The organism is Streptococcus sp. ZY171113 (genome assembly GCF_057748235.1).
Genome location: NZ_CM173243.1, coordinates 1117952 through 1137375, shown reverse-complemented (window position 1 = coordinate 1137375; position 19424 = coordinate 1117952). Strand labels below are relative to the sequence as shown.

General features: G+C 44.4%; 17 protein-coding genes. 16 read left to right on the top strand and 1 reads right to left on the bottom strand.

What is annotated here, in order from left to right; all coding sequences use genetic code 11:
* The first annotated feature begins 96 nt into the window (after positions 1-96).
* Both metA and AC3ARB_RS05315 read left to right on the top strand, forming a co-directional pair.
* Positions 97-1041 carry a homoserine O-acetyltransferase MetA gene (gene metA / locus AC3ARB_RS05320; protein ID WP_488319562.1) on the top strand — a complete coding sequence of 315 codons (945 nt, stop codon included), beginning with the start codon at positions 97-99 and terminating at the stop codon, positions 1039-1041.
* A 9-nt stretch (positions 1042-1050) separates the two neighbouring features.
* Positions 1051-1743: a DnaD domain-containing protein gene (locus AC3ARB_RS05315; RefSeq protein WP_488319561.1), complete on the top strand. Its 693-nt coding sequence runs from the start codon at positions 1051-1053 to the stop codon at positions 1741-1743.
* A gap of 334 nt (positions 1744-2077) precedes the next feature.
* Here the strand turns inward: AC3ARB_RS05315 and AC3ARB_RS05310 are convergent, their stop codons facing one another.
* Positions 2078-3334, bottom strand: a complete 1257-nt coding sequence (locus AC3ARB_RS05310; RefSeq protein ID WP_488319560.1) for an ISL3 family transposase — start codon at positions 3332-3334, stop codon at positions 2078-2080.
* 197 nt (positions 3335-3531) lie between these two features.
* On the opposite strand from AC3ARB_RS05310, the gene cps2T reads away from it, so the two are divergent.
* The 14 genes from cps2T to purK all read left to right on the top strand — a co-directional run bounded on the left by cps2T (position 3532) and on the right by purK (position 19357).
* Entirely contained in the window at positions 3532-4686 is a 1155-nt protein-coding gene (gene cps2T / locus AC3ARB_RS05305; protein ID WP_488319559.1) for a beta 1-4 rhamnosyltransferase Cps2T, read from the top strand.
* A complete protein-coding gene (locus tag AC3ARB_RS05300) occupies positions 4676-5608 on the top strand; it encodes a glycosyltransferase family 2 protein (protein ID WP_488319558.1) in 933 nt (310 codons plus the stop codon). Before cps2T ends, AC3ARB_RS05300 begins: the two co-directional genes overlap by 11 nt.
* 6 nt (positions 5609-5614) lie before the next feature.
* Positions 5615-6421: an ABC transporter permease gene (locus tag AC3ARB_RS05295; RefSeq protein ID WP_488319557.1), complete on the top strand. Its 807-nt coding sequence runs from the start codon at positions 5615-5617 to the stop codon at positions 6419-6421.
* Positions 6421-7629, top strand: a complete 1209-nt coding sequence (locus AC3ARB_RS05290; protein ID WP_488321508.1) for an ABC transporter ATP-binding protein — start codon at positions 6421-6423, stop codon at positions 7627-7629. The genes AC3ARB_RS05295 and AC3ARB_RS05290 overlap by 1 nt, the downstream gene beginning before the upstream one ends.
* Before the next feature lie 52 nt (positions 7630-7681).
* On the top strand, positions 7682-9436 hold the full coding sequence (locus tag AC3ARB_RS05285; protein ID WP_488321507.1) for a rhamnan synthesis F family protein: 1755 nt from the start codon (positions 7682-7684) through the stop codon (positions 9434-9436).
* Positions 9393-11036, top strand: coding sequence for an LTA synthase family protein (locus AC3ARB_RS05280; protein ID WP_488321506.1), 1644 nt, complete (start codon positions 9393-9395; stop codon positions 11034-11036). Before AC3ARB_RS05285 ends, AC3ARB_RS05280 begins: the two co-directional genes overlap by 44 nt.
* A 24-nt stretch (positions 11037-11060) precedes the next feature.
* A complete protein-coding gene (locus AC3ARB_RS05275) occupies positions 11061-11768 on the top strand; it encodes a glycosyltransferase family 2 protein (protein ID WP_488321505.1) in 708 nt (235 codons plus the stop codon).
* Positions 11765-12097 carry a DUF2304 domain-containing protein gene (locus tag AC3ARB_RS05270; RefSeq protein WP_488321504.1) on the top strand — a complete coding sequence of 111 codons (333 nt, stop codon included), beginning with the start codon at positions 11765-11767 and terminating at the stop codon, positions 12095-12097. The genes AC3ARB_RS05275 and AC3ARB_RS05270 overlap by 4 nt, the downstream gene beginning before the upstream one ends.
* 9 nt (positions 12098-12106) lie before the next feature.
* On the top strand, positions 12107-13339 hold the full coding sequence (locus AC3ARB_RS05265) for a lipopolysaccharide biosynthesis protein (protein WP_488321503.1): 1233 nt from the start codon (positions 12107-12109) through the stop codon (positions 13337-13339).
* A gap of 5 nt (positions 13340-13344) precedes the next feature.
* Positions 13345-14760: a DUF2142 domain-containing protein gene (locus AC3ARB_RS05260; RefSeq protein WP_488321502.1), complete on the top strand. Its 1416-nt coding sequence runs from the start codon at positions 13345-13347 to the stop codon at positions 14758-14760.
* 19 nt (positions 14761-14779) lie between these two features.
* Entirely contained in the window at positions 14780-16213 is a 1434-nt protein-coding gene (locus tag AC3ARB_RS05255) for an HlyD family secretion protein (protein ID WP_488321501.1), read from the top strand.
* A gap of 158 nt (positions 16214-16371) precedes the next feature.
* A complete protein-coding gene (purD, locus tag AC3ARB_RS05250) occupies positions 16372-17634 on the top strand; it encodes a phosphoribosylamine--glycine ligase (RefSeq protein ID WP_488321500.1) in 1263 nt (420 codons plus the stop codon).
* A gap of 183 nt (positions 17635-17817) precedes the next feature.
* Complete coding sequence (purE, locus tag AC3ARB_RS05245) at positions 17818-18303, top strand: 5-(carboxyamino)imidazole ribonucleotide mutase (RefSeq protein ID WP_488321499.1); 486 nt, start codon at positions 17818-17820, stop codon at positions 18301-18303.
* Positions 18290-19357 carry a 5-(carboxyamino)imidazole ribonucleotide synthase gene (gene purK / locus AC3ARB_RS05240; RefSeq protein ID WP_488321498.1) on the top strand — a complete coding sequence of 356 codons (1068 nt, stop codon included), beginning with the start codon at positions 18290-18292 and terminating at the stop codon, positions 19355-19357. Before purE ends, purK begins: the two co-directional genes overlap by 14 nt.
* Positions 19358-19424 lie beyond the last annotated feature (67 nt).

Genomic DNA, 19424 nt, shown 5'->3' with positions numbered 1-19424 from the left:
GCTAAAATTTATAATGTGCTAAAAAAAATCCCTATTTGAAACCTTCTGACACCTCTTTTATAATAGAGTTAAGAGAGGATAAGCGAGGTTATAGGAATGCCAATTACACTTGATAAAAAATTACCTGCGGTTGCTATTTTGCGGTCTGAGAACATCTTTGTCATGGATGACAAGCGGGCCAGCCATCAGGATATTCGGCCGCTGAATTTGTTGATTGTCAACCTGATGCCGACTAAGGAGGCGACGGAGACCCAGTTGTTACGGTTACTCTCCAATACCCCCTTGCAGTTGGAGGTTGACTTTCTCTATATGACCAGTCATGAGTCCAAGAACACGGAATTTGCCCATTTGGAGACCTTTTACAAGACCTTTTCGGACATCAAAGACAAGCTCTACGATGGTATGATTGTGACAGGGGCTCCGGTGGAAACGCTGGCCTTTGAAGAGGTGGATTATTGGGAGGAACTTTGTCAGGTTTTTGACTGGGCCAAGACCCATGTTTACTCAACCCTGCACTTGTGTTGGGGGGCTCAGGCTGGGCTTTACTACCGCTATGGGGTGGATAAAAGCCTGCTGGCTCAGAAGTTGACAGGGGTTTTCAGCCAAGAGGTTGGAGACAAGGCTTGCCCGCTTTTGCGGGGCTTTGATGATGAGTTTTTGGCCCCGCATTCTCGGCACACGACGGTGGCTGAGGAGCTGGTCTTGACCAAGACGCCCCTGGCTATTTTGGCCAAGGGAGCAGAGGTTGGTCTGTCTATTTTGGCCAGCCCTGACCTGCGTGAGGTCTACAGCTTTGGTCATTTGGAGTACGATCGGGATACTCTGGATAAGGAATACCGCAGGGATCTGGCTTTGGATGCCAGCTCGGCTATTCCCCAAAACTACTACCGCAATGACGATGCTAACCAGGAGCCCATCATGCGGTGGAACCTGCCAGCGGCGACCTTTTTTAGCAATTGGATCAACTATGCGGTTTATCAGGAGACGCCTTACCACCTGGAGGATTTGCAGGAGGACGGGCTGAATTCGGCACAATTATAGGAGGTGGGCATGAGCCTGGGAGCGACTTATCAGGCGGGGCATTTGGTTCTGCCAGGGAGCTTGTTGTTTCATTACAAGGACCTGTTTGAGCGGGCCGAGGATTTTTTGGTCTGGCAGTTTTGTTATTTGCAGAACACGACCAAGCTGGACGAGCTCTTGCCAAGCCAGATGGCCCAGGCCTTGGGAACGACGGTGGCTGAGGTCAATCGGTCTCTGGGCCGCTTGACGGAGAAGGAGCTTTTGGTCATCAAGACCATCGAGGTGGCTGGGGAAATTGAGACGATTTTTGATACCAGTCCAGCCTTTGAGAAATTGGAGGCTTTGCTGAATCCTCGGCTGGTGACGACTGTTTCACCGAGTCAGCCAGTCGGTCTTGATGGCCAGGAGTTAAGAGACTTGGTAGCGGACTTTGAGAGGGAGTTCGGTCGTTTGCTAAGTCCTTTTGAATTGGAAGATTTGCAAAAGTTACTATTTGAGAATAAAACGGATTCGGTTTTGATTAGGGAGGCCCTCAAAGAGGCTGTCCTCAATGACAAACGCAACTGGAAGTACATCCAGGCCATTTTGCGAAATTGGCGGCAGGAAGGTATTGTCAACCTGCGTCAGGTGGAAGAACGTCGCAGGGAGCGTGAGGGCCTGTCTCAGCAACAGGTGCTTGCTGATGACGATTTTCGTTTGGCCATGACCTTATGGTCGGATTAGTAGAAGGGGAGTTCGGACAGTTGTCTAAGAACCTGTATTCACAATCGAAGTATTTGATTGACTAGGCTAGTTTTGGTGCAATCGAGAAACATTTTTGCAGAAATACTGCCCGTATTACCAAAAAATGTGACAAAGAGTGAGCCAAAACTAGCCTGTCAGGTGAATGCTGAGATGTGAATACAGGTTCTAAGTCTTATCTTTCGAAAGAAATCGCTGAGCGGTTTCTTTTTTCTGTTCCCTCTACTAAGGTCTCCACCTTGCTATCTCACAAAAGAAATTAGAAGGGAGGCGCTTGGTTTTCTGGCTCATTGTCAACTGTAGTGGGTTGACCAATCTAACACCGAGAGAGGACAAGTCTTGTCTTCTCTCGTTTTATGTTTATGGCAATGAAAATACGAGTTTTGAAGTTTTCAAAGTTTCGGAAGCCAAAAGCATTCCGCTTAATGACCTTGATGATATTGTTTGTCGCCTCGAGTTTGGCATTAGAGTAAGGCAATTCCAAAGCATTGATAACCTTGTCCCTGTCCTTCAAAAAGGTTCTAAAAACTGTCTGAAAGACAGGCTTGACGTTTGAAATGGTCTCCTCAATCAGTCCAAAAAACTGGTCAGCTTGTTTCTCCTGGAAATGAAACAGGAGCAGTTGATAGAGCTCGTAATGTTCTTTCAGTTCTTGAGAATAGCTGAGCAGCTTAGCGACAATCTCCTGGTTAGTCAAGTGCATGCGAAAAGTTGGACGATAAAAGCGTTTATCGCTGATCTTACGACTATCTTGCTGGATTAGTTTCCAGTAGCGCTTGAGGGCCCTGTATTCGTGGGATTTTCGGTCAAACTGGTTCATTACCTGGATGCGTAGCCTGTTCATGGATCTGCTTAGGTGTTGGACAATGTGGAAACGATCGAGGACGATTTTAGCAGTTGGAAATAGTTTCTTAGCGATGTCGTAGTAGGGGCTAAACATGTCCATTGTAATGACTTTGACGCGGTTTCTGACGGCTCTAGAATAGCGTAGAAAGTGGTTGCGAATGGTAGCTTGGGTTCGACCGTCTAGAATTGTGATGATTTTGAGCGAGTCAAAGTCTTGAGCGATGAAGCTCATTTTGCCTTTCTTGAAGCTGTATTCGTCCCAGGACATGTTCTCAGGAATCCAAGTCAGATCTGTCTTGAACTGGAATTCCTTTAGTTTTCGGATGACGGTTGAGGTTGATACCGCAAGGCTGTCAGCGATGGCCGTCAGGGCAACTTTCTCAATCAGTTTCTGGGCGATTTTCTGATGAAGGATGACAGGGATTTGGTGGTTTTTCTTGACCAATGAGGTCTCAGCGACAGCTATTTTTCCGCACTCCTGGCATCGGAACCGGCGCTTTCGCAAGCGAATGAGTGTCTTGTAACCAGCACATTCTAGGTAGGGTATTTTGGATGGTTTCTGGAAGTCGTATTTAGCCATCTGGCCCTGGCAATGTTGGCATTTTGGAGCAGTGTAGTCCAGTTTAGCGATGACTTCCTTGTGACTTCCAGCCTCCACAATCTCCAAAATAGTGATATTAGGGTCTTTAATTTCTAGCAGTTGTGTGATAAAATGATTGTGTTCCATATGAGTCCTTCTAATGTGAGTTTCGTCGCTTTTCATTGTAGGTCATATGGGACTTTTTTCATACTCAAAAGACCCTATAATCTCTGTCGTGGATTTACCCACTACAGAAATTATAGAGCCGGTTTTCTCTAGCAAATATTTCTAAACTGTGCTATAATGAAGTGATATGCTGTTTCAATTCTAGAAAGGAGAGCCACATGCGTCACGTGTTTATCATCGGTAGTCGGGGCTTACCCGCCCATTACGGTGGCTTTGAGACCTTTGTTGACCACTTGGTTAGCCACCAGACCAGCGACCAGCTGCAGTATCATGTTGCCTGCCTGTCGGACGACCAGCATCAGACCCACTTTGATTATAAGGGAGCGGACTGCTTTACCATCAACCCGCCCCAGCTGGGGCCTGCCCGCGTCATGGCCTACGACCTCATGGCCCTGACCTATGCCCTCAAGCTGGTCAAAACTCAAGGTTTGGAGCATCCCATTTTCTATTTTTTGGGCAATACCATAGGTGGCATCATGCCTATCCTAGCTCAGCGGATTAGGGCTGTTGGCGGTATTTTCTATATCAACCCTGACGGTCTGGAATGGCAGCGGACCAAGTGGTCCAAGCCGGTTCGTGCCTACCTGAAAGTGGCGGAACGGTTCATGTGCCAGACCGCTGACTTGGTTATCGCAGACAACCCAGGTATTGAAACTTATATCAAGGCCAACTACCCCAAGGCCAAAACGACCTGCATCGCCTACGGCACAGCCGTTGTGCCATCCAGCTTGACCAGTCAAGATGAGAAGGTGCGAACCTTTTTTGGTCAACATGGCCTGACGGAGAAGGGCTATTATTTGATTTTGGGGCGGTTTGTCCCTGAAAATAATTATGAAACCCAAATTCGCGAATTTATGGCCAGTTCAACCCAGCGTGACCTGGTCATCGTGACCAACCATGAGGGCTCCCGTTTCTTTGACCAGCTCAAGGAAACATTGCACTTTGACCAGGACCCTCGGGTCAAGTTTGTTGGCACGGTTTACGACCAGGATTTGGTGGCCTATCTCCGTGGCCAGGCTTTTGCCTATCTCCATGGTCATGAAGTTGGGGGGACCAACCCCAGTTTGCTAGAGGCCCTGGCCCAGACCGACCTCAACCTTGTTCTAGACGTCAGCTTTAACCAGACCGTGGCAGCTGATGGTGCCCTCTATTGGGACAAATCAAGGGGGAACTTGGCTACTTTGATTGATCAGGTGGACGGTCAAGAGGCCTTTGCAGACCTGGGTCGCAAGGCCAAGGCCATCATCCGAGACCACTACACCTGGGACAAGATTGTGGCCACCTACGAGGACTTGTTTTTACATGACAGTTAAGATTTTATTAGCGACCTACAATGGTCACAAGTATCTGGCAGAGCAGGTCAAGAGCATTCAGGCCCAGACGATAACGGACTGGGAACTCTTGATACGAGATGATGGCTCGACTGACGGCACACATGAGGTCATCCGAGACCTGGTGGCAAGTGACCGTCGTATCCGCTGGGTCAATCCTGATCAGCAGGTTAACCTGGGGGTCATCAAGAGTTTTTACACCCTACTTAAATTTGAACCAGCAGACTATTACTTTTTCAGTGACCAGGACGATGTCTGGTTGCCAAACAAGCTGGAAGTGACCTTAAAACGGGCCCAGCAAGAACCTGCTGACCAGCCCCTCTTGGTTTATACTGACCTGAAAGTGGTGGATGAGGGCCTTAATGTCCTGCATGAGAGCATGATTGCCAGCCAGTCCCACCATGCCAACACAGAACTCCGTCAGGAGCTGACCGAAAACACGGTGACCGGTGGGACCATGATGATTAACCGAGCCTTGGCCGACCTCTGGCAGACAGCTGATGACTTGCTTATGCACGATTGGTACCTGGCCTTGGTGGCCGCTGCCTTGGGTAAGCTAATCTATATCGACCAGGCTACCCAGCTCTACCGCCAGCACAGCAACAATGTCCTGGGAGCCAGGACCTGGCGGAAACGGCTGAAAAACTGGCTGAGACCGCAGGCCTTGGTGGCAAAATACTGGTGGCTGATTAAATCCAGTCAGGTCCAGGCCAATCAGCTCTTCGCTCTGCCATTGCCCCAAGACAAAAGAGCCTTGGTTGAGGCCTATGTTGGGCTTATGGACCAGCCGCTGGGTGAGCGGATCCGCCGCCTGAAAACCTATAAACTGGCCAAGAACCGTTGGTTCCACACTCTGGTCTTTTGGACCCTGGTGGTGACCAAGTTTGGCTACACAAAGAAATGAGGAATTGTGATGTTACTAACCAAGGAAAACCGCATTCTTTTGCGGGAAATGGTGAAAACGGACTTTAAGCTCCGCTATCAGGGGAGTTTGATTGGTCATTTGTGGTCAATTTTGAAACCCATGATGCTCTTTACCATCATGTATTTGGTTTTTGTGAAATTTTTGCGGTTTGATGATGGAACTCCCCACAATGCTGTCGGTCTCATGTTGGGCATGGTGACGTGGAACTTTTTTACGGAGGCTACCAACATGGGGATGATGTCCATCGTGTCTCGCGGTGACCTCTTGCGGAAGCTGAATTTTCCTAAGGAAATCATCGTGTTTTCAGCTGTGACCGGAGCGACAATCAACTATGCCATTAACCTCTTGGTTGTTTTTGCCTTTGGTTTGGTGAGCGGTGTGCAGTTGTCGTGGACAACATTGGCTATGGTGCCACTGGTTCTGGAACTGATTTTACTGGCTGCGGGTGTTGCCTTTTTCCTGTCTAGTCTGTTCGTCAAGTTTCGTGATATTGGACCGATTTGGGAGGTTGTCTTGCAGGCAGGTCTCTATGCCAGCCCGATTATTTACACCTTGACCTTTATTGTTCAGCGTGGTCAGACCACTTTGGCAAAAGTCATGATGCTCAACCCTATTGCTCAAATTGTGCAAGACTTGCGGCATTTTGTGATTTATTCGGGTAACATGACTGTTAGAGATGTGATTTCCAATCCCTTTGTTGTTTTTGTGCCTTACCTGTTACCGATTCTGATTTTCAGTCTGGGCTATGTGGTATTCAAAAAACAAGCCAAGCGTTTTGCGGAGATTTTGTAATGACAGATAAAAAAGTAGTGGTCAAGGTTGACCATGTTAGCAAGTATTTTAGATTGCCGACCGAAAGTACCCAGAGCCTCCGGACAGCTCTGGTCAATCGCTTCAAAGGCATCAAAGGCTACAAGGAACAGCATGTCCTCAAGGACATCAGTTTTGAGGTTCATGAGGGTGATTTCTTCGGTATTGTTGGTCGAAATGGTTCAGGGAAATCAACCCTACTGAAAATCATTTCCCAGATTTATGTGCCTGAGCAGGGTTCTGTAAAGGTCGATGGCAAATTGGTGTCCTTTATCGAACTCGGTGTTGGTTTTAACCCTGAATTGACCGGTCGTGAGAATGTTTACCTTAATGGTGCCATGTTGGGCTTCACGAGGGAACAGATTGACGGTATGTATGATGACATTGTTGATTTTGCCGAGCTGGGCGAATTCATGAACCAAAAACTCAAAAACTATTCCAGCGGCATGCAGGTTCGTTTGGCTTTCTCTGTGGCCATCAAGGCCCAGGGTGATATTCTTATCTTGGATGAAGTTCTGGCGGTTGGCGATGAAGCTTTCCAACGCAAGTGTAACGACTATTTCATGGAACGCAAACAGTCAGGGAAAACCACCATCCTGGTTACCCATGATATGGGGGCTGTTAAGAAATACTGTAACCGTGCGGTCTTGATTGAGAAAGGTCTGGTAAAAGTGGAAGGTGAGCCCTTCGAAGTGGCTAACCAGTATAGTTTTGACAATGTGCAAATTGCACCGTCTCCTTCACACGAACCCGCTGAACAGGCTTCCGTTCGGGTTCCGGTAAAGGATTTTGAAGTGAAGCTCTTGTCTAAAAACAAGGTGGAACCTCATGAAGAATTGGAATTCGAGTTTACTTATACCGTTATGGAAGACCATTTGAAAACTCACGTTGCCTTTTCTTTTATTGATATTGATTCAAATGTTGGTCTCTACAATGATAATTCATGGGACCAAACCCAGTTGGGTGCAGGCAAAAAACGCTTAATTTACAAGTGTTCCCTGCCCTACTTCAACCATGCTAAGTTGAAATTGATCGGTTTCGTCAGAGATGAGAAGCAACAAGATTTGGCAGTTTCCTCTGTTCATATGCCGCCAGTCTTTTCGATTGACCGCAAAGTGTCCCAGGATGATTTTTCTGAACTGGATTCCAATACTGGCATGTTGCACCGTCAAGGCAAGTGGTCCGTCTAAAGCCACTTTGCCTTTTGAATGGTGCTAATAACGAGATTTTTAGGAGAAACACATGAAGCGTTTGCTTTTATACGTGCATTTTAATAAATACAATCATTTTAGTGAGCACGTTTATTACCAATTAGAGAAGCTGCGACCGCTCTTTAGTAGGGTTGTCTTTATTTCAAATAGTTCCCTGCAAGGGGATGTTGTCGCGAGACTTGAGCAAGCTGGTTTGATTCACGACTTTATTCAACGGGAAAATTCTGGTTATGACTTCGCCGCTTGGAAATCTGGGATGGAACGCGTTGGTTTTGAAACCTTAGCGGATTATGACAGCGTTACGGTTATGAATGATACCTGTTTTGGCCCCCTCTGGGACATGGCAGACTATTATGAGCGGTATGAACAGGATGATAGTATTGATTTCTGGGGGATTACCAACCATGCTCTGGTTAAGGGGCATGACCTTTATATCCCAGAACACCTGCAATCCTATTTCATGAGTTTCAAAAAGCCCATGATTTCTGCGTCAGCCTTTCTTGATTTTTGGAAATCAGTCCAGTCCCACACTGATGTGCAACTGGTCATTGACCAATATGAAACCCGATACACTCAACTGATGACTAAGGCTGGTTTCAAATACACGGCTGTTTTGGATACCGTACCAATTCATCAAGATTATTTTCATCGCAACTTTACTATCCATTACCCTCAAGTTTTGCTGGATGCCAAGGTTCCTTTTATCAAAATTAAAACTTTTGACTTGTCCAGACACCTGGCTCCCTACCTCTTGAAGGACATTGAGAAGCGGACCAGCTACCCTTCAGAGTTGATTACCAAACACATGACGGCGGTTAGTTTACCAACTCCAGCCTATCTGCTGGATCGCAAGCTCTTGGTCAAACAAGACCTTGCTGTTCAGTCTGATAAAAAAATTGCTGTTCATCTCCACACCTACTATGTGGACCTCTTACCCTTGTTCTTAGAGGCTTTCAAGCAGTTCAGTTTTAACTATGACTTATATTTGACAACAGATACAGAGGCTAAAAAGGCTGAGATTGAGAGTATTCTAACAGATTTCCAGCAGGCTGGTCAGGTAGTTTTGACGGGGAATAAGGGACGGGATGTTATTCCTATGCTGAAACTCAAGGATACCCTATCTGGTTATGACATCATTGGGCATTTCCATACTAAAAAATCACCCGAATACCCCTACTGGGTTGGTGATTCTTGGCGGGATGAACTCTTTACCATGATGTTTGAAGCTGGCGATACTATTATTGCAGAACTAGACAAGCGAGAAGACCTTGGCTTAGTCATTGCTGATATCCCAAGTTTTTTCCGCTATACCAAAATAGTTGACCCAGTCAATGAAAACCGGTTTGCGGCAGGTATGAACGTCCTCTGGGAGAAGATGGATTTGGGACGTCAGCTTGATTTTAATCAGTTGAGCACCTTTATCATGAGTTATGGCACCTTCATCTGGTTCAAATACGATGCTTTAGAACCTCTATTTGACCTGAATTTAAAAGATGAGGATATCCCAGCTGAGCCTCTCCCACAGCATACCATTTTGCATTCTATCGAGCGTATCTTGGTTTATCTAGCTTGGGCTAAGGGGTATGATTACAGGATTTCTCATAACCCGATTTTGATAACGCCATTTGTGGATAATACGGTCATCAATGTTAGACCAGATACCTTGCCAAATACCTATGTGGATTTTAATCATATTGGGGGAATAAAAGGAGCCCTAAAATACATTTATCGAGGACCAGGTAGTGCAATTAAATATATTATCAAACGAACAATTTCAAAAGATTAAGAAACAAGTTTCAAGAGCTAGTCATCACATTTTTGATTTTATTGACTCAAAAGGAACGGGCACAAAGTATCTAGCAGCTGTTTTATTAACCCTCTTTACTTGGAAGGGTGCAGAAAGCGACCTCACAATTTTGGTTAGTTTTTTAGAGTTGTTTATCATTTTTCTACTCTCCAATCTTGTTTTTCGCTTAAATAAATACTTGGCTCAATTTATCTCAGTTGTTCTTATGTTTTTCTACAATGTTGAACAATTGTCTCTCCTCTTTGCAGGAACCTATGTGAGTCCAGTTATGCTATCTAACGTTGATTCTCTTGAAGCCTTATCGGGACGGATGGATTTGTATGTTCTGTCAAGTATTGGTTTAATCATTTTTTCACTCATTCCGATAAGTCCTGTTCGAATCGATGTTAAGAGCCAGCTTATAGCTGCACTTTCTAGCTTGGTTATTGTTTTTAATTTGCTTTATCATGGTTATATCGAGAATTCCCCTCATTATAACTGGTTCCTTCTCTGGGAATATCAGACAGAGCAGGCTGAAATTTCTCGTCGTATTCGGGAAAAAGGAGCAGAAGTTGCTCAAAAATTTTATCAAGAAGGTATTAGCGATGGTGTTAAAAAACCGTCCGACTTGGTAGATAAGCCTAATCTTATCTTGATTTTTGCTGAGGGACTTTCTCAAAGTATTATTGAAGATGAGCGTGACTTATTGCCGGAGCTTCGGGACTTGCAGCAAAAATCCATTACCTTTGATAATTATTACAACCATACTTTTGCAACTTATGCGGGGTTAATCGGTCAATTGTATTCGGGTTATCAATTCAGCAATTTTGATTCCAATTCATTAGAATCTCTTGAAAGTATTTTAGAAAAACAGGGCTATCATTCGGCCTTTGTCAATACTGAACCAAGCAATAAAGAGTTTACTGCTTATTTAAAACGCTTTAATTATGATGAACTTGTTACCAAAAAAAGCGAGAAAAACCTGACGGATAAAGAAGCCTATGATTTACTTTGGAAAACGGCAACGGATTTATCAGAGAAAAAAGAGCCTTTCTTTATTTCTATCTATACCTTTGGAACCCATCTGAGTTTGGATTCTCCAGATAAAAAATTTGGTGATGGCAAGGATCCCAATCTGAATAAATTTTATAATATGGATGTGCAATTGGGGGACTTTTTAGAAAAATTTAATAATAGTCCGCTTGCTGATAATACCATCTTAGTCTTTACAACCGACCACGCAACTTATGTTGATGATAGCTATTTGAAATCATTTGGTAAAAATAGGGCTGTTGGTAATCTGGATAAGGTCCCATTATCAATTTATTACAAGGGAGTGACGCCACAAGTCATTGATGTTAACGGAAAAAATTCCCTCAATTTGTCACCGACAATTTTGGATTTCTTAGATATTAGTGAAGCAAATTATTTCCTTGGCAGTAGCTTGTTTTCAAGTGATGAGACTAGGTTTGATCGCATCTTTTATTCTGAAGATAAACTTTACTCAACAGTGGATGGTAAAATTAGCTTTGTAGAGGATTCAGAAAAAGAACAACTTAAAAAAGTTCTAGAAGATTATTTTGCGGCTAAATTGAAATAATTCTTTATATAAAAGGAGTTACACATGACTGTACAACGTCAATCAAATACTTTAATTATTATTCCTGCTTATAATGAAGAGGAATCCATTTTTGCAGTTGTTGATCACCTTCGAAAGCACTATCCACAATTTGATTATGTCATAATAAACGATGGTTCAAAGGATTGCACCTCGGAAATTTGCCATTATCATGACTTTAATATTATTGATTTGCCAGTCAATTTGGGTTTGTCTGGTGCGGTTCAAACGGGATTTAAGTATGCTAATCAATTGGGGTATGAACATGCTCTACAATTTGATGCCGATGGCCAGCATTTACCAGAGTATATTGAACTGATGGTATCGGAATTGGAACAGGGTAATGATTGCGTCATTGGGTCACGATTTGTAACGCAAGCAAGAAATAGATCTTTGAGAATGTTGGGCAATACATTGATTAGCTGGACCATTAAGTTGACAACTGGTCAGACCATTTCTGATCCAACATCGGGGATGAGAATTTTCAACAAAGAACTGATAAAAACATTTGCAACACAAGTCAATTATACTCCTGAACCGGATACGATTTCTTATCTCCTTCGCCAAGGAAAAAAAGTAAAGGAAGTTCAAGTTACCATGCAAGAACGCCAGGCTGGCCAGTCATATCTGACCTTAACAAGATCTTTACAATATATGTTGCACATGTTTATCTCGATTTTGCTTGTTCAGTCATTTAGAAAGAGGTCGCTATGATAGCTTTGCTTCAAAGTATTTTATTGGTTGTAGCATTTATAACCGTATTCGTGATGTTGCATAATATTCGAAAATCCAATATCAAAATTGAAGATAGTATTTTTTGGTTTCTATTCTCTTTTATCTTATTGTTTTTTGCGATTTTTCCACAAGTTATCATTTGGTTTTCTAAGGTTCTAGGGTTTGAATCACCAGCAAACTTTGTTTTCTTGACGATGATTTTCTTATTGATTGTCAATCAATACAGAATGATGAAAAAAGTTGCTTCGCTTGATATTAAATTAAAGGAATTGATTCAAGTGATTGCCATCAGAGACAGGAAACAGTAGTAGAAGATAATGGCAAAACATCGTGTATTTATTTGGAATATGGCTGGTAGCTTTTCAACGGCAGCTCTATCAGTGCTTTTACTCTTGATTGTTTCACGTTTTATGGAAAATCAAGAAGCAGACACTTTTGCCTATGCCTATTCTGTCGGCCATTTACTTGTCATTATTGGGCTTTTTCAAGTTAGAAATTTTCAGAGTACAGATATAAAAAGGGCTTATTCCTTTAGCACTTATTTCTTTACTCGTTGTTTTACTACAGTGTTGATGGCATTGGTGACGTTAGGGTATTTGTTTTTTCTGGTAAAGCACCAAGAGAAGGCAGAAATCTTGTTATGGGTTGCTATTTTAAGAATGATAGATGCTCTTTCTGACGTTTTTCAAGGTTTTTTTCAACAAGAAGAGCGACTTGATTTAGCAGGCCAATCTTTGTTTTTTAGAAACCTTGTGACCCTACTAGTTTTTCTAGGTTCGTTGCTGATTAGTCACCGATTAACCATTGCTCTTAGCTGTGCTTGTTTAGGCTCTGCGGTTACTTTTTACCTGATGGACATCAAACCGTTGCAGGCCAATTTTAAAATCAATTGGGAGGTTCCAGCAGTCTCTGCGATTTTCCATCTCTTAAAGGAGACCCTTCCTCTTTTTTTGACAGGTTTTTTCATTACCTTTATTTATAATCAGCCCAAGTATGTTTTAGATGATTTTTTGGTTTCTGGATTAGGGGTTACAGGCCTACAAAAGGATTTTAACATTTTATTCATGCCTATATTTGTGATGAATTTGATGATGTTGTTTCTGAGACCGCAATTAACACAGCTAGCTATTTATGAACAAAAAGGGGATTGGTTAGCTTTTCGTCAGCTACGTCGCCAGTTAATCCTTATTTTGTCAGGTCTTAGTTTTCTGATTTTAGGCATTAGTTACCTTCTGGGCCTACCTGTTTTAAGTTTGGTTTTCGGAACGGCCTTGACCTCTTATAAAACTGCTTTTATGCTCCTTATGATTGGTGGCGTAATGAGTGCTTTTGCGACCTTATTTGATAATTTATTGACTATTTTTCGTTGTCAACGCTTGTTAATGTTTCCTTATGGCCTTGCAGTGATTCTATCATTAAGTCTATCGCGACCGCTGATTTTTAGTTTCGGTATAGATGGAACAGCTTATAGTTTTCTTTCTGTGATGGTGATATGGTTGCTTGCGATGGCTCTAATCTATTTTAGGGTAGAAAAGAAGATGTTGAGGTGAAAGGAATGAAAACGACTATTCAAAAATTATATCAAGAGCGAGACCCTTTTAAAGCAGTCATCTTGCTTTTCCTCACTCTGATTATTTTTAGTTCAGGTTTATTTGCGATAATCAGTCGTCAACCCAGTAGCTGGTTTGATGAGGAGATTCATTACGTTCGTAGTGTTCAAATTGCTAACGGAGATATTCTCAGAACTCGAAATCAGGACAATAGCCAATATGGTGGCATGATTTCAGAAAGTCAGAATGCTTTTGTTGAACGTTCTTTCAACAGTAAATTGTTTAACGAGGACATTCAAGCGATTGAAACGAGCTGGTTGTCAGATTACAGTGATTTGCCTTATAGCAACAAATCAATCTATCGTGTGAGTGTGACGGCAACTTCTTATATGCCTATTTCCTATTTCCCCTATGTTTTAGTAGTTTGGGGAAATAAATTACTGAAATTAGACGTTGCTAAAGAATTTTTGGTGATGAAAATTGTTGGTTTTCTTTTTTCATTCACTTTCTTGTTCTTGGCTGTTCGGACCATGCCCTATGCGAAAATTGCTTTGTTAGCATTAGCAACCTTGCCTCCGTATTTTTTAAGCATGGCTAGCGTCACAGCAGATAGTTATTTATTTGGTGTCGCCCCCTTGTTCATCGCCTATAGTTTGAAAATTTTGACGATGCTCATAAAAAAAGACAGTTTGTCCTGGGGGCAAATTTCCTTGTTGAGTTTTCTGGGTTTATTAGTTACCCTGGCAAAGCCTCCTGCTTGTTTCCTGGTTGCCTTGCTCCTTCCTTTGGCTCTTTTTGGTAAGCTAAAAGGTAGCTTGACAACTGCCAAGGCCTTGAGTTTATTGGCCAGTGTGGTTACCTTTGCCCTAATAACCTTAGGCTGGTTGTATGTGATTCGTCATGTTGATAGCACGAAGTATTTTGGTTCGGTAGCTAATGTTTCAGAGCAGTTGCATTTCATTAAAACTAATCCTAGAGGGTTTATTGACATTCTTCGATTTAGTTTATTGAATTATAATTTTTTTGCACTCCAATTAGGTTACGCTGACCAGCCTTCCTATATGGCGATTCCAATGTTTCCCAGCTTAGTAGCAGGCGTTGGTCTTGTTTGTAGTGTCTTTATTGAGGAAGCTCAAGAGTTGACTGGGCGTAAGTTAGTAGCTTGGTTTGATGCCATCAAAGTCTTGCTTTTTGTAGGCATTACCCTATTTATCTTTATTATTTTATATCTACAGTATACTGCGGTTGCTGCTTTAACTATTGATGGGGTTCAGCCACGATACTTCTTACCGTTTTGGCTCTTATTGCTGTCAATACGGCCTCGGAGTGTATTTTCAACAAAAATGTCTCAAATCGGCATTGTGTTAGCCTGTCTCTTTCCTCTGTTTACGTATTATTTCTTTTTATCCTTACAATTATAATATGGGGTGACGAAGTATTATGAAAAAGAAAAACGTCGACTTGCGACGACATCGGCAAAAACGAGAGCGTCGAGTCATTTTAAGCTTATTGACCCTGTTATTGTCTCTAACCTTTTTATTTATCTATATTGAATTTGATGTGCCACCACACCAAGTTGTTCTTTCCCTGTTCAAGCAACGTGAAGAAGCAACAAGCATGGCAAAATATCAGAAAAATCAATTGATTGTCCTCTCACAATCGGTTGACGCTTCAGTAGATGTTCATCAGGTGGGCTATATTTCAGCTATTTTGCCCCCTCGACATCTTTTTGATAAGGAAGTCAGATACACTCTAACCTTTCCAAATGGACAAGAAATCGTAGGAGTTGATGAAACTATTCTTATTCCTATTGTGACACAATTAGAGATTGGTCAAGAAGTAGAATTAGTTGATGATGATAGCATGGGTGTTGGGCGTGTTGAGGAGATTTTGGTTCCTAATCGTTCAAATACGGCAGACTTACGCTATAAAGTCAATTTTCCAGACCAGTCCACAACTATTGAAGCAAGTTTACTTGAGTTGAGCCCAATTTTCAAACTGCCACTTCAAGAAGCGAATAGTGGCAGAGAAAACCATCAAATTATCCAAACTTACCTTGAAAAATCCAAGGCATTTCCCTATGCAGTCCTTGATTTTCCCGAGGGTGAATTTGCTATTGGTAGCGAAAAAGAAGAAGATAATTACCTCGTTCTAACCTCCAATGTGTGGTTTCGTGGCAATTTAACGACCTTATTGGTTGATGGGTCGGCCAGATGGTTTGGTTTTGCAACGGGACCAGCTGCCCATGACGGGGTCAGCAATTTCACCATGACCGGTTTGGCAATCAGGGCCAAAGATTTGACTCGCGGTGCACGGTTTATCATTATGCCTAACCATGGCAGTAATTGGTACATTAGTGGAAATAGCTTTACACTTGTTCATGCACTAGGGAGCCACGTTTTCGATTTAGGTGGTCTACAAGATTCCGTTTTTTCTTACAACCAATTTATTGGTTATGCTCCTGAGCTGGTGGAGGTTTCTTCGATTGAAGGGCGTCAGGCCCATGATTTTTATGCTGAAGCTATCCAGCTGGATGTTTCAGATGCCAGTGTCCCCTGGGATGGTGGCATGATGGGGCCATTAGATCCTCATTATGCTCAAAATAGTCAAAATCGCTTGATGAGTTCTAATATTACTATTGCTTATAATGAATTTTTGCCTTATTATGATGGCGACGGCCAATTAAAAGCATATAGTGCTAGCCTTGGTCAGCATTCATCAGAAGTCGGCTATGTGGCTATTTATGGTAATTTTTTCAAAGATTCTCTGGTAAAACGTTACCCAGTTGATGGAGAATTGGCTTGGTATTTTGATCCGATTCTTATTCGTTCTTTCGAGCATGTGGATATTTATGCAAATGAATTTGTGAACTAGAGTAAGCATGACGTTTTATTGATTATAGTTCCTATTCCCCTTCAATACTAAAACAACCGAATATCATTTGGTTGTTTTTTATTTTGAGTTAGTTTTCTGTGGAAAAAACCGACCGTTTTTGTTATAATGGTTTTACAAAATACGTCAAAGGAGTTCTTATGAAACTGTTGGTTATCGGTTCTGGTGGTCGTGAGCATGCCATTGGGAAAAAATTGCTGGAGTCGGCTGGTGTGGAGCAAGTTTTTGTCGCACCAGGCAATGATGGCATGACTTTGGACGGCTTGGATCTGGTTGATATTAGTATTTCTGAGCATGACAGGCTGATTGCCTTTGCCAAGGACAATGACATCGCTTGGACCTTTGTCGGCCCAGACGATGCCCTGGCGGCTGGTCTGGTCGATGATTTCAATGCGGCTGGTCTTTTGGCCTTTGGCCCGACCAAGGCCGCTGCGGAGCTGGAGTGGTCCAAGGACTTCGCCAAGTCCATCATGGTCAAGTACGGCATTCCGACTGCCAAGTACGCCACCTTTACCGATTTTGAAGAGGCCAAGGCCTACATCGAAGAGCACGGGGCTCCAATCGTGATTAAGGCTGACGGTCTTGCTTTGGGCAAAGGTGTTGTCGTTGCGGAAACGGTTGAAGAAGCGGTTGAAGCCACCCATGAGATGCTGGTGGACAACAAGTTTGGCCACACCAAGGCTCGCGTAGTCATAGAGGAGTGTCTCTTTGGCGAGGAGTTCTCCCTCTTTGCCTTTGTCAACGGGGACAAGTTCTCCCTCATGCCGACTGCCCAAGACCACAAGCGGGCCTACGACGGCGACAAGGGGCCTAACACGGGTGGAATGGGGGCCTATGCACCAGTTCCCCACCTGCCTCAGTTGGTCATCGACCAGTCGGTGGAGACTATTGTCAAGCCCCTGCTGTCTGGCATGATTGCCGAAGGCCGACCTTATCTGGGCGTGCTTTACTGCGGCCTCATGCTGACGGCGGACGGCCCCAAGGTTATCGAGTTCAACGCCCGCTTTGGAGACCCTGAGACCCAGATTATCTTGCCTCGTTTGACCTCTAACTTCGCTCAAAACATCACCGACATTTTGGACGAGAGAACTCCAGACATCAGCTGGCTAGACAGTGGCGTGACCCTGGGCGTGGTGGTTGCTTCCGACGGTTACCCTCTGGACTACGAAAAAGGCGTCGAGCTCCCTGCCAAGACCGATGGAGACCTCATCACCTATTATGCTGGTGCTCGTTTTGTGGACAATAGCAGAGCCCTGCTCTCTAACGGTGGTCGAGTTTACATGCTGGTCACCACAGCTGAAGACGTTCTGACAGGACAGAAGATGATTTACGATGAACTGAAACACCAGAAGACCGACGGACTATTTTACCGAAACGATATTGGAAGCAAGGCCCTTAAGTAACAATGGCGAGCGAAGCGAATCATGTTAGGATTCTTTTCGCCGTGCTGAAAATAGCCTCATCAGGAGCTGATGAGGCTATGCGGAAGTTTTGAGACGGTAAGCTCAGAACTTAGTCATGGAATGCCAAAGGCAGTCGCTGACGTCCGCCAGCACTTAAGAAAAGAAGCAGAAAAAGGAGAAATCATGACAAAAATTTCAATCATTATGGGCTCTAAGTCCGACTGGGCCACCATGAAAAAGGCGGCTGAGGTTCTGGATAAGTTCGGTGTGACCTACGAGAAGAAGGTGGTCTCTGCCCACCGCACGCCTGACCTCATGTTCAAACATGCGGAAGAAGCCCGTGGCCGTGGCATCGAAGTTATCATCGCTGGAGCAGGTGGGGCAGCCCACCTGCCTGGTATGGTTGCTGCCAAGACGACCCTGCCAGTTATCGGTGTGCCTGTTCAGTCACGGGCCCTGTCGGGAGTGGATTCGCTATACTCCATCGTTCAGATGCCAGGCGGTGTGCCGGTGGCCACCATGGCCATTGGAGAAGCGGGAGCGACCAATGCGGCCCTCATGGCCCTGCGTATCTTGTCTATCCAGGATAGCGGTATTGCGGACAAACTGGCCAGCTTTGCTATGGAACAAGGGAAAATCGCGGAGGCGTCGAGCGATGAGTTACTCTAAGACAATCGGGATTATCGGAGGCGGGCAGCTGGGCCAGATGATGGCCATTTCCGCCATTTATGGGGGGCATAAGGTCATTGCTCTGGACCCTCAGGCGGATTGCCCTGCCAGTCGGGTGGCGGAGATGATTGTGGCTGACTACCACGACGTGGACGCCCTGCGTCAGCTGGCGGAACGGTGCGACGTCCTGACCTACGAGTTTGAAAATGTCAATGCGAACGCCCTGGATGCAGTGGTGGCGGACGGCCAGCTCCCTCAGGGGACCGACCTGCTGCGGATTTCCCAGAACCGCATCGCCGAGAAGGCCTTTTTGAGCCAGCAGGCCGGCGTGACGGTTGCCCCTTATCGGGTGGTGACCTCTAGCCGCGACTTGGATGACCTTGATTTGTCTAAAAAATACGTTCTAAAAACAGCAACTGGCGGCTATGACGGCCACGGTCAGGTGGTCATTAAAGGCGAGGAAAACTTGGCTGACGCGAGACAATTAGCGGACTCAGCTGACTGTGTTTTGGAAGAATTTGTCAACTTCGACCTGGAAATCTCGGTCATCGTATCAGGTAACGGTTCTGATGTGGTTGTCTTTCCCGTTCAGGAAAATAGTCACCGCAACAATATCCTGTCTAAGACGGTGGTGCCAGCTCGGATTTCGGAAGCCTTGGCTGAAAAAGCTAAGAGCATGGCGATCAAGATTGCCAAACAGCTCCAGCTCTCAGGTACCCTTTGCGTGGAGATGTTTGCGACTGCTGACGACATCATGGTCAACGAGATTGCCCCACGCCCGCACAACTCAGGCCATTATTCGATTGAAGCCTGCAATTTCTCCCAGTTTGATACCCATATTCTAGGTGTACTGGGGCAACCTCTCCCAGCAATCACCCTCCACGCACCAGCCGTCATGCTCAATGTTCTGGGCCAACACATGGAGCAGGCTCAAGCCTTCTGCAAAGCCAACCCCCAAGCCCACCTCCACCTCTACGGCAAGGCAGAAGCCAAACACAACCGCAAAATGGGCCATGTGACGGTGGTTGAGGCAGAGGATTTGACTGAATTTTAATCTAGCCTGATACGCCTCTTTCAGCCCCTTTTAAGTTTCCTGGGCTATACTATCTCCAAGCTCAGCT